This is a genomic window from Photobacterium piscicola, from assembly GCF_900166965.1.
GTDB lineage: Bacteria > Pseudomonadota > Gammaproteobacteria > Enterobacterales > Vibrionaceae > Photobacterium > Photobacterium piscicola.
Window position 1 is genome coordinate 182,727 of sequence record NZ_FUZI01000001.1, and the last position, 12,419, is coordinate 195,145.

Annotated in this window: 8 protein-coding genes; all 8 read left to right on the plus strand. The window is 36.2% G+C overall.

Annotated elements, in window-relative coordinates; genetic code table 11:
• Positions 1-10 precede the first annotated feature (10 nt).
• Positions 11-2,746, plus strand: a complete 2,736-nt coding sequence (locus tag CZ809_RS00875; RefSeq protein WP_080155564.1) for a hypothetical protein — start codon at positions 11-13, stop codon at positions 2,744-2,746.
• A gap of 341 nt (positions 2,747-3,087) precedes the next feature.
• Entirely contained in the window at positions 3,088-6,024 is a 2,937-nt protein-coding gene (locus CZ809_RS00880; RefSeq protein WP_080155565.1) for a phage tail-collar fiber domain-containing protein, read from the plus strand.
• 302 nt (positions 6,025-6,326) lie between these two features.
• On the plus strand, positions 6,327-9,584 hold the full coding sequence (locus CZ809_RS00885; protein WP_080155566.1) for a M66 family metalloprotease: 3,258 nt from the start codon (positions 6,327-6,329) through the stop codon (positions 9,582-9,584).
• A gap of 142 nt (positions 9,585-9,726) precedes the next feature.
• A complete protein-coding gene (locus CZ809_RS00890; RefSeq protein ID WP_080156513.1) occupies positions 9,727-9,978 on the plus strand; it encodes a DUF2999 family protein in 252 nt (83 codons plus the stop codon).
• Between the two features lie 107 nt (positions 9,979-10,085).
• A complete protein-coding gene (locus tag CZ809_RS00895; RefSeq protein WP_080155567.1) occupies positions 10,086-11,060 on the plus strand; it encodes an MOSC domain-containing protein in 975 nt (324 codons plus the stop codon).
• Between the two features lie 142 nt (positions 11,061-11,202).
• Entirely contained in the window at positions 11,203-11,502 is a 300-nt protein-coding gene (locus CZ809_RS00900) for an ArsR/SmtB family transcription factor (RefSeq protein WP_080155568.1), read from the plus strand.
• Between the two features lie 12 nt (positions 11,503-11,514).
• Entirely contained in the window at positions 11,515-11,937 is a 423-nt protein-coding gene (locus CZ809_RS00905) for a YeeE/YedE family protein (RefSeq protein WP_080155569.1), read from the plus strand.
• Positions 11,937-12,374 (plus strand): YeeE/YedE family protein, encoded by a 438-nt coding sequence (locus CZ809_RS00910; RefSeq protein WP_080155570.1) that lies wholly within the window; start codon positions 11,937-11,939, stop codon positions 12,372-12,374. Before CZ809_RS00905 ends, CZ809_RS00910 begins: the two co-directional genes overlap by 1 nt.
• Positions 12,375-12,419: the final 45 nt, after the last annotated feature.

The window sequence follows — 12,419 nt, forward strand, 5'->3', positions numbered from 1 at the left end:
AGATATTAAAATGACAGTTGTAATTAATGAAAGCATCGTATTAAATAATGAAAATTACCTTACCGCTATTATTGATAGTAGCTTTGATATTAATAGTTTTCCTACTGACTGTACAACTGCGCGATTAGGTGGTTCATCACAGCCTAATCTTCCATCATGGGCGGCTTACGGTAATATGTTGTCATTGGTATCACCAAAATCAGATACAACTGTTCAAATTTTAAGTGGCTATAATAATAAAGATATTGGTTTTCGAAGTGGTAATAAAAATACTCTTCCTAGTCGTGATTTTGTGAAGTTTTATCATGAGAATAATGTACCAACAGCAAAACAAGTAGGGGCTGCAGTTGCTTTAACCGATGGCCTATCTGGCTTCGTTTATAATATGCACTCTGATGGTACCTGGGTAGAAGCTGTTAGTGATGCGCCTCGTGATAATAAAGGCTATGTGCGCAAAAATGGTGAGTGGGAAGAATTTACCACAGTTCCAAGTATTGGTGGTGGACTAAATAAATCATTATGGGTAGAAGCAAGTACAATTGGTATTATTTATAATGATGCTAAAAAAGCCGCGGCCAATGCATTAATTCTAAAAAACTTAGTTGCTGAACAAATCGTACGATTAGCATTTACTGATAATGTTTATTTTGATACTACCGCAGGTGAAATTGTTATTCGTTATGGCTTAGAATTCCATGGGTGTTTAAATAAGAAAATTTATTGGGCTAGTTCACCAATTGGTATTGATGGTAATGATTGTTTAAATGCAATGAGTATGCCTAACGTTGTAGATATGCCCTATTACTGTGAAACTAATTGTCATCATGTAACGACAGGTAAACTTAATTTTATCGCAGGTGATGGCTGGGGGGGGTATCGCGGAATTATTTCACGTGATTGTAGCTACGATGGTAGTTTCCGTTATAAATTTATTGGCAAAGAACAACACCCTATAACAGGAAATCCAAATTCATCAACATACACTTTCCAAGGTGATTATGCGGGGTTTGGTGAGGTTATCTTTGATAATTTAACGTTAACTAATTCACATCATTTGGCATTTTTAGGTGCGAATCAATTTCCTTATGAGCGTATTGTTTTCCGTAATGTGGTGATGCGTAATTGTAGTCGAGGTTTATATTCTGGTGGTATCACTAATACTAATCCATGGTATTTAGATGTTCAAAAAGCGATGCGAAATCTTGTCGTTGAAGGTCTTGATTGGGAAAATGATGCTGATTTTTGGGCGGGTGAAGATAATAACTCAAGCGCATATGTTACCCCCGTATTATGGGAAGGAAATAGATTAATTTTTACGAATGCACGTATTCGTAGTGTTAAAATTCGTTCACATAAAAATAATAAAACGGCTCAAGCTGTATACCCTGTTTATCTTGGTGGTATTCGTGTTGAAATGCATGATTGTGAGACTATCAATATGTATAACTTCAAGTCTGATGGTAGTAATAATACCTGTATTTTCTTGAAAAAAGTTCGCAACGCGTTAATTCATAATATCGAGTATCGTTTTGAAGAAAATTTCTTTAGTACGATGAAGAGTAAATTCAATGTAACGCCTGATAATACACAGGGTACATTTATTGCATATTCGCCAGAACCAGGTATTCCTTGGAATGATAGTGTGAATTATGGCAGTGAGCCAGCTGAATCAATTGTTATCCGTAATGCAAAGTGTTGGTTACCTAAACTATTGCGTACTCCTGAAGTGTCGACGCAGATTGTGGGAAGTTATGAAATAACGGGTTGTGATTTTGAATCACCAGATAATGGTTATAACAGTAATGGCAAGATTTCTGGCGCATTTACATTCCTCACTGTAAATTGGTGGGATAACAGTCAATATCGCAGTGATAACCAAATGGTGAACCGTCGTGCAATATTTAAAGATAACCGTGTTTACACACCAAATAATACCGCGGGTAAGTTAGCTTATATTAGTATTCGTGATAATCGACAAGATCGTATTGGTAACTATGTTATTGATATTAGTGGCAACGATATTACAGCAAATAGCCTTAAAGAATTACAATTAACATGTGCAGCAGGTGATCAATTTAAACCTAAAGATTGTATAATTAACCAAATTACATTAAATAACCGTGTGCATATTGTGGATTCGGCACAAAATAATGTTAAGCCTCGTCATGATGTTTTTGTTACAGGAAATAAAGTACCAAAAGTTATACTGTTAGACCTTGGCGGCAATCATACTTCAACCGCAAAGAACGCATTATTAGGCCGTATTCAACAGAATATATTTGGTGCTGATATGACAACTGGAAAATTTAATTTATCATATGCAGAGCTATTAGGAGCAACGCCTGCTATAACTGTCATGAATGCAACTCGTCCAAGTAATGGTTGTTTAGAGAATAAAATGCATCATTATAACGGTACAATGACAACTAAAGATGGTTGCTTTGATTTTTCGACCCGTATTGAAATTAGCAATGTTAATGTAGAAGCGGAAACATGTACTATTGGCTATTTCCATCCGACCACAAAGTTATGGACTCTGGCACAGTGGAATGCAACCAAGAATGACGGTAGCTTTGAAATTTTATTGAATAGCAGAGATCGTTTTGGTAATTATACTGATAAAACACCATTAAAAGCTCGTATTGGTCGTCAGTCAAATGCATTAACACTCTTACTGTATCCTAATTATGGTAATAGTGATTATTCTTCAGCATTGAATATGGAATTAAATATTAATCATTATTAATATAATTAAGCTAAAATAAATATTGTCAAGAGACACATTGTATAATGTGTCTCTTTTTATTTGTTACTTTAAGATTGTCTTATTATAGCAATAACATTTATTGATGATGTTAATTGTTTTTTATGAATTATTGTTAATATTAATACAGCACAGTAGTATTTAATAATAACTTTCGTTATATTGAATCTACTTTTATAATAAATAATAAGCTATAAATTTTTATAGCGGTATTTAATTACTTATAATTATAGGTTTTAGTTAAGCTATAGAACTCAACTTTATATATATGTATTTATTATGAATTGAGGTGATGTTTATATACAATAATAGTAGGCAGTTTAATGAGTAAAGAAGATTCAATTAGTGATCATAAAGGTATTTCTCGCCGTTCTTTTCTAAGAAATACGACAATGATAGCAGGGGGAGCAACGGCTGGCATGTTTATCCCTGGTGCTATTGATAAAGTTAATGCATTAGATTTGATGAAAAACTCAAATCAACCAGAAGTGATTATTACGGCTAAAGGTCGTGCACTAATAGCAAAAATGCAAGCAGAAAAGAAAATTTTACTAATTGATTCCATGATTTTTGCTTTTAAGTCAAAGAGAGGAAAAGCGCCTACAGAAAATGAACAGTTACAACCTAATGAAATTGTTCATAATGCTAAAATTCAACAACAAATTCGATTATCAGAGGATGCCATAGCGTTGTCTACGACATTAGACAGTGATGTTGGTCCATTTGAATTTAATTGGAGCTGCTTATATTGTAGTGAATATGACACTATTATTGCTGTTACCTATCCGAAATTAACAACAAAAACGGTTGATGGCCCAGGCGCAAAGGGCAATATTTTAATTCGATCATTTATTTTAAATTATAAAAACATAGCTGATATTACGAATAGTGCAGTTATAGATGCTAGCCCTAATTTTATGGCACATCAGCGATTAGGTATTGTTGAAAACTCAGCGTTGCAGGCCATTATTGATCAACAAGGTCAAGATTGGTTTATTAAAAATGCTTTTATGGTATTACCTGTTGAGGGTGTATATAAAATCATGGCTGGTGTGGCTTATATTTCTGGGCATCGAATTGAATTAGAAAACAATCGTGTTATTGATGCTACTAATAAACCATTTTATATCTATGTTGATGTTTATAAAAATAATAATGACATTGATGGGTTAGATACGAAATTTAATATTATTGTTTCAAGTAAAGATTTAAAGAATTACATTAATACAGATGGTGTTCATCATTATTATTGTAAACTTTGTCAAGTTATGGCTGATGGTTCGGTGAGTGATTTACGCCCTCAAACGACCGTGGTAGATAAGGGGTGGGCAGAAGCACAAGATCATCAAGCTATAGAAAGTGTTTCTGGTCTTAAAATATACCCGCTTAGTCGTAATTTAGCTGTTGGTGATACCATTCCTGAAGGATATAACGGCTTACGTATAAAGAACAAAATTTACCGTGTTATTTGCCATGGTAAAGTGAATGAAATTGATTCTAATGCGACCTTTGTCATTGTAAATAAAGATAAATATTTCTTACAACCTTGTATTGAAGGCCAAAGCTTTTATTCTATCGATAATCTTGAGCATTATGCACCTCTTTCTGATTGGGGTGATAAAATTAATTATGCCGCAGAAATTTGTCGTAAAGGTGGGCTTATTTTATGGATTCCAAATAAAGTTTACCGATTTAATAAAACGATTGAATTTAAAGATCTTAATGTTCAATGGGATGGCACTTTAGAGCTTTGCAGTAATGTTGTTGGTGTCGTTTTAAAATATAATGTTAATTTGTCTGGTAATCCTTTTATTATTCGTTCTCGTTCGCTTGATCATTTTGATCAAGCCATGGTAATGCTGACATCATCATCAGAGAAAGTTAATGGTAAATGGAAGACTAAAGGTTGTGTTGAAAATAAAATTAATCAATTAAATATTCTTAATGGTTGGATTGATTATCATGGTCACAGTAATGGTAAAGTTTTGGATAAAACCAAACTTACTGGCCGTGGACTAGTATTATTAGCGGGAAGTTGGACCGCAGGATTAACAACTAAACGTTCCCATGAGTATGTTTGGCGTAATTTTGTTTCAGATGTCTATGTTGATGGTTTTGAACAGCCTTATGTATTACAAGGGGTAATTGATAATATTACGCCAAATCGTTGGATCACTTGGGTTAATGGCAATAAATTACATAATTTATGTGCTCGTCGATTTAAGCAAGGCTTCGTTGTTCAATCGCCATTATTACGTCCCAATGGAAAAATTGGTGGTGAAGTTGCAGGTAATACGTGTGCCAGTCTTGATTTTCAGTGGTCGCGAGAAGGGTCTCAGTCTTTTCTTGTTTGTGAAGGGCGTAATAATAAATTTGAATTAATGGGTTGGGATGCTCCCGAAACTGCGACGAAGACTATCCAATTTTTACGGGCTAAAACGAATACATTTCCACCGGGTTACGGTGAGGCATCAGGTAATATTGTTGAGCTTTATGGCTCAACTCTAGGTAAATTAAATGGTAGTGATTTATCACCATTAGTATATGAATCTAACCCCGGTTTAAATACATTTATAACTGAAAGTTATATTGCACGTAATATTATGCCTGAATTATCACCACCAACCGTAGGTTCAGCGTTAACTAACAGTTATATACCTAAGGTTGATAACTTTTTAGCGTTTATTAATAACCGTCCTCGGTGTCGAGTGGCGTTATTTAAAAATGGAGAGTTACAGCCAAAGGTTGATCTTACACCAATGTTTGATTTTAATCCTGAATCAGCGGTACGACTTACGGTAGAGAAAGGCGATGAGTATCAAGTTGTAATATCATTAGATGGATCTATTAATCATTTTAATATGGTGGGTAGTACACTTGGCTACAATAATCTATCGTCAGGTGTCATTGATATTAATTTACGTGATCGACATAAAAAATCAGTCTATTCTTCTCGCCAACCATTGAAAACAGCCAATGTTACTGGTTTTATTCATGCTGCTAATATTAAGACCTTGGTGATAACGTATAGTGGTTTTGAAAAAGCAGGTAAATTAAATATTAGTGCATTATACGGTCAAACGTATAACCGTAATGCGTCGCAAGGCTTTATGACTGCTGATGGTTCATGCTGGATGCAAGACGATATTAAAATAAACAAACCTGGTGCAGGGGTTGTTGTTCGTGATGAAGTTAATGGCCAACTTTATCGTATTGCGATTGCAAATGGTGAATTGAAATTAGAACCTGTAAAAAAGTAATAATATAATGTACTCAAGCCGCTCTATTAAGGGCGGTTTTTGATATTTATATCCTATCTCTTATCGTAAATTTATTCCTTTCTTATAAAAGCTAAAGCATATTATTTTAAACTAGATGCCATCATTTAATGAGAAAAATGTAGGATTGATGAATTGTTTGCCTATAGCGAATATATAAATGTGATATTGAGCTCAAAAAATTCGTCATTAGCCTAATAACAATAAAAACTACGATGCAATAAATAGCATAAATCTGCTTTTATATGTATATTTCTTATGGTTATTACAAATAAGGTTTATACATGAATATTAAATCTATTACTCTCGCAATTAGTGCGTTGTTATGCAGTTATTCGGCGACTAGTTTGGCTGCTTTAAACGCATCAACTGACGCGACGCAGCAACTTGAGCAAATGAAAACACGTGTATTGCAACGAATTATTGAAGCGCAAAAGCTGATCAATGATCCTGCTAATATTGAAATCCGCAATGGACAACGTTTTCTAAAATATAACGGCTATTTATACCCAATTACAGTCAACAACTTACCTTCTTTTATGCCTTTTGTTGATGGTTTTGATTATGCAGATCGTTCCGCTGAGGCTATGTTTGATTTTATTCAAATGCCATGGAAGTTAGTCAACCAAATGGATGGCGTTTATATTTATAATGATCAATTTGGTTATACCTATTTAGAACAATGGGATAAAGATAAACAATGTAATGTTCAATATCTTGTGGGTGATAAAGATTTAGTTAGTACGGCTTCAAAAGATTGTTTGCCCTATAACGCAGCTTTAATTGATGCTTACGGCTTTATTGATGAACAACCTATTACTAATCATCTTAGTGGTGATTTTGCTGCACAAATACGTTTTATTCAAAACCAAACTGCAGAACCTTTTGGTAATAATGAAAAAGAACAACAACGGATTGTCTCTCAACGTGAAGCTTTACTTGTTGTCACTCCGATGGCTAACGATGAACCTAAAAGCGTTGAACTGAAAATATTCCAAGATGGCGTGTTACTAGAAACGCGTCAAATGACGAATCCTTTACAAACTTTAGAATCAGATCGTGCTAATCACGATGATCGTAAAGATGTAGTGTATTCTAAACGCTCATTTACGACCATATTACCATGGCACTGGGTTGAAAAAGGGTTAAGTTTACAGTTTTCAACTTATAGTGGTTTAAGTGGCGAATTAACGGCAGATCGAATTGATTTTGCAGCTCCTGCTCATCTTGATTTACCTATGATTCGAATTGGTATGTTAACTGAGCCGCCAGCAGCAAAACCATTAGAACTACAAACTGCACATTACGGCTCAGAGCTTTTCCAACGGTTTCCATTAGCGTCAATGACGATCAGTAATTACTTACCGATTAAGTTAGATAAAGTGGTGATGTCTAATGGTGATATCAAAACCCAATACAGTGACTATGCTTCTCCCGGCATTCATAGCGGTGATATGCGAGAAGATATAACGAAGTCGTTAATTCAACTTGGTATTGCCAATGCAAATTATGGCGTAGCCAGTTCAGGTCCTAGTCAATGGCAAGCTGATAATTACCCTGCTATTGTTATTGGTCACTCTGTTGGTCGTTATAAAAATGACAAAGGTGATATTGGTGATTATACCCATGGTTTGTCTGGCGGTAATGGCATGGTACTGCTTGCGGATACTACGGGAAATGAAGTCACCCATGAGATTGGACATGCCTTGAGTATGGGTCATTATCCTGGTGGTCACGTTAATGCAACCCATGGTGCAACCACAGGGTGGGGCTATGATGCCTATCGCGGTTACATGGCAGATAACCTTAATTGGTGGTCAAAAGTTGATGGTGAATATGGTTATGGCGATATTATGGTTACGCCATATAAAACCCATTATGGCTATGGTGCAGATCCTATGGGTGGCGGTGGTTTTGACTCATCAACGTCCAGCTATCCATTATTTACCGGCTATTCATCAAAGCGTATTCAACACTATTTAGAGACTAAAGATTATCTTGATACGACAGTGACAAGTGGTTACAGCCATTGGAATGCGGTCGAACAACAATTTGAGCCTGTATTAACAACCACTAAATTAAAGCCAATCGCGCAAGGGGTTGATGTAATGACGGTGGTGGGTTTTTATGACCCACAACAGATCAATACCAGCTATGTCTATCCTGCATTATATGGCAGCTCAGGTAATGTGTATGAGTTACCTCAACCGGTTGCTGGGCAATGTTGGGCAACGGTGACTTATGGTGATAATTCACAGCAGGTTATTGGTCTTGATGGTAGTCGTAAAAATAGTAGCTTAAGTAATAAGTTGCATTTTAACTTAGCACGAGATCGTAATCCACAGACAGTAACCGTGGAATGTCCACAAATAAGCTTAGAAACAATTGTTCGTGACGAATTATTAACTCAATTTTCTCAAGACCGTTTTTATGCTTGGGGTGAGAATAATCGTAGGGGGGAAATCGGTGATGTGTTTGAATATCATCGTAATGGCCGTGTTGAACTTTTTGAATTGAAAAAGCAACATTATTGGTATTTCCCTGGTGCTGGTGAATCTAACAGTGAGTGGGCGTTTGTAGGCTATCTTGATCAATTTATTACCGATAAACAGCCAGACGTAAACTTTGATGAATTAGGTCGTGTTACCGTTGATACTCGTACGTTTGCGATTAATACTAAATACCCTGCGAAAGCGGTCACAATTGGTAAAGGTCAAGGATATGATTTAGCGATTGAATCTCAAAAATCATTAGCTGAACAAAGTGACCTAGCACATCTTGATTTTGAAACTATGCCTTTATTTGATCAATGGGTTGCCGATCGTTATGGTAATGGTGAATTAAATAATGGTGTTACACATAAACGTCAGCGTGCAGGTGCTGTTTATGTTCATGTTAATACAGAACTTAATACCCGTGATTATTTCTTAATGAAAACAGTCACCGCGGGAGAGTTCCCTACGGACCATCGCAGTAATAATGATTGGAAATATTTAGGTTCAGCGGAATCTTATGTTAATTTTGATTTCAACCCACTGATATTAAATCGTGACATGGTATCGAATGTTGAACGTATTCAGCATTACTTTAAGCAGTCAGCTTTATTTACTTGGGATCAACGTACAATCACGACTTGGAATAGCTCAAATAGCGCGGTGTTCATTAATCCAACCGCTGAGGGTATTAATGAATACTTTATTCAAAGAACACCAGCTCAAGGTGGTGAGTTCCCAACCAATAAAGCGTCAAATCGTGATTGGATTTATGTAGCGGATGATAATTCGCTGAATCAATTGGTGCTGGAAATGAGTACCAACCAAGCGGTATTTGAGCAATTAGCACTTGATTGGTATAAACAAGACAGTTTTGGTAACTGGGGTGATAATGGTAAAAAAGGGAATGTCGGTGATATTTATACCTATGATTTCCGTGATGGTAAAACCCATTATTACCGTTTAAAGACAACCCACTATGGCTATTTCCCATGGCCGTCAGACCAAGATCCTAGCAATGGTAATTGGCACTATATTGGTCATTACTAAGCATAATCAGTACTAATTAATGATGTTTTAAAGCCGTATTTAACCTTGTGTTATTTACGGCTTTTTTATTGATGGTGCAACAAGGTGTCGTCAAATGTTAAACTGTCACTCATTTCATTTAATGATCACAAAAGGTAGTGTAATGAATCCAATTATTGCGTTGTTGAAAGAGAATAATATTAGTGATGAGCAGATCAGCAGTATTTTCCAAACGCTGACTCAAAATCCTCTAGCAGCAATGGCAACCATTAGCCAGCTAGGTTTACCGCAAGACAAACTACAAATGCTAATGGCACAAGTAATGCAAAACCCGGTATTAATTAAAGAAGCGGTTGAAGAACTAGGTTTGGATTTTTCAAAAGTAGAAGCTGCTAAAGAACAACTACAAAAATAAGTTTACTGATAACAGCATATTTAAGGCCGTATAAAACCCGTATATTCAGTGGTTTAAGCGGCCTTTTTTATCGCTGTGATATCAATACCACTATTAGGAAAGCCATTATGCTTCCACATTCAATCGTTGAACAGCTACGTTATGGTCGAGTTACAGGGCAAGATTATTTTTTTCGAAGCGGTATTGAAAAAGCGCCAATAGATCAAGTGCAGGTAACAGTATTAGGATGTGTTGGGGATGAACAAGCAGAGCGCTTTCATGGTGGTTTAGAACGAGCCGTGTTGCAGTTTGATTGTGATCATTATGCTCAGTTATCCCTCTTATTTCCTAAATCAGTGCCATTATTTAACAATGGCGGCTATGGGGAAAATTTAGTCGTAGCGGGTATGAATGAACATAATATCTGTATTGGCGATAAGGTTGCTGTTGGTTCAGTGATATTACAAGTGACACAACCAAGGCAACCGTGTTTTAAGCTTAATCATCGTTTTAAAGAACCCACGATTGCACGTTATTCACAACATAATAGTAAAACAGGTTGGTTTTATCGTGTTCTGCAAGAGGGGGAAATTACTCGTAATGATGAAATAGAGGTGATTGAACGTCCTTATCCACAATGGACTATTGCTCGTGTGCAGCATTATCTTTATGCCGAAATGGATAATTTAGCCGCCACTACAGAACTTGCGTCATTACCGACATTAGGGATCGAGGTGAAAAGTGTTTTCCAACGTCGTTTAGCAACGAACGAGATTGAAAATTGGCATTCACGCCTTGAAGGACTAATTAAATTAGAAATGCGAGTGGTCAAAATTATCGTTCAATCAGCGGCAGTGAAACGCTTTTATTTGAGTCGTACCGATCTTGGTGCTTTGCCTCCGTTTAATGTCGGTGCACACGTCACCGTTAAGTTACCCAATGGCTTAAAATGTGCTTATGCGCTGTGTGACTCTGCAATTGAAGGAGTCTATCAAATTGAGGTTCAACGGGCATGCGACAACCAAGGTGGTTCGCAATACATGCATGAGCAGGTAAATATTGGTGATGTATTATCAGTTTATGAACCTGTGAACGAAAAATAGTGATCAAAGAAGACTCTGTCGCTGAAGTTGTCGAAACAGAGTATAGGTGATGATGTTATATTAGATTAATCTAAATTAGAATTACCTAATATCCTCTTTAGCGTAAGATAAAGGCTCTATTATGGTGATTGGATAATAAATAATGCATCTTGATGAAATGAAACAACGAGCGACAGAGGTTTCTGAACTTTTAAAAATAATGTCCCATCCTGAAAGGTTGATCGTACTTTGTCAGTTAATAGATGGAGAAATGAGCGCCAATCAATTGCAGCTTAACTCGACATTAAGTCAATCCGCTTTTTCACAACATTTGGCTGTGCTGAGAAAAAATGACATCGTCACTATTCGTAAAGAAGCGCAATCGGTTTTTTATTCTTTAGCTGATCAGCGTATTACAGCACTTATAACCAGTTTCCATGATATTTTTTGTGATCAAGATTAAGGTGAGGTGAGTATGACTTTTCAAATACCTTGGCAATCATTTTTGGGTGGCATGTTACTTGGATTATCTGCGGTGATATTGATGCTGTTTATTGGTAGGGCCGCAGGAATCAGTGGCATTATTAATGGTGTGATTAAGCAAGAAAAACAAGAATTAGGGTGGAAAATTGCATTTTTAGTCGGAATGGTTTTAAGCGTATTTATTCTATCCCCCTTGGGCGTAACGTTGCCGACGATTAGTGAACAGAATATAGGTATTGTTTTAATTGCGGGTTTATTGGTTGGCTTTGGTACGCGATTAGGTAATGGATGCACCAGTGGTCATGGTATTGTTGGCATGGGACGTTTTTCTAAACGTTCAATTTATGCAACCTGCGTGTTTATGATGTCAGCCATTATTGTTGTATTTATTCGTCGTTTATTAGGTGATTTATAATGGGCAGCTTAAAGATAAACCGTATTGTTGTTGGTGCTATTGCCGGTGTTCTGTTTGGGTCTGGAATGATTATTTCAGAAATGGTTAACCCTCATAAAGTGATCGCTTTTTTAGACATTTTTGGTCAATGGGATCCAAGCCTTGTTTTTGTGATGCTAGGAGCTCTGCTCGTGTTTGCACCTTGTTATCATCTGCTGATAAAAAAACGTAAAACAGCCATCAATGGTGATGCAATAGCGCCTAAAAATAGTAATAAGATTGATGCTAAATTAACGGTGGGCGCCATTGTCTTTGGTATTGGTTGGGGGTTGGCTGGTTTTTGTCCAGGCCCTGCAATCACTAATTTAGGTGGTGGTAATTATGCTGTCTTTGTTTTTGTTGCTGCTATGATTTTAGGTATGGTTATTGCCAATAAATATTTAACATTAAGATCTTAGTGAATGAGCGATCTTGCTTTTTTACTTTAATAATATAAAGGGAAG

Excerpts from the sequence above, each read along its gene's own strand:
- CZ809_RS00910 (WP_080155570.1), top strand. The coding sequence starts at position 11,937 with ATGGGCAGCTTAAAGATAAACCGTATTGTTGTTGGTGCTATTGCCGGT.
- CZ809_RS00890 (WP_080156513.1), top strand. The coding sequence starts at position 9,727 with ATGAATCCAATTATTGCGTTGTTGAAAGAGAATAATATTAGTGATGAG.
- CZ809_RS00880 (WP_080155565.1), top strand. The coding sequence starts at position 3,088 with ATGAGTAAAGAAGATTCAATTAGTGATCATAAAGGTATTTCTCGCCGT.
- CZ809_RS00905 (WP_080155569.1), top strand. The coding sequence starts at position 11,515 with ATGACTTTTCAAATACCTTGGCAATCATTTTTGGGTGGCATGTTACTT.
- CZ809_RS00885 (WP_080155566.1), top strand. The coding sequence starts at position 6,327 with ATGAATATTAAATCTATTACTCTCGCAATTAGTGCGTTGTTATGCAGT.
- CZ809_RS00895 (WP_080155567.1), top strand. The coding sequence starts at position 10,086 with ATGCTTCCACATTCAATCGTTGAACAGCTACGTTATGGTCGAGTTACA.
- CZ809_RS00900 (WP_080155568.1), top strand. The coding sequence starts at position 11,203 with ATGCATCTTGATGAAATGAAACAACGAGCGACAGAGGTTTCTGAACTT.
- CZ809_RS00875 (WP_080155564.1), top strand. The coding sequence starts at position 11 with ATGACAGTTGTAATTAATGAAAGCATCGTATTAAATAATGAAAATTAC.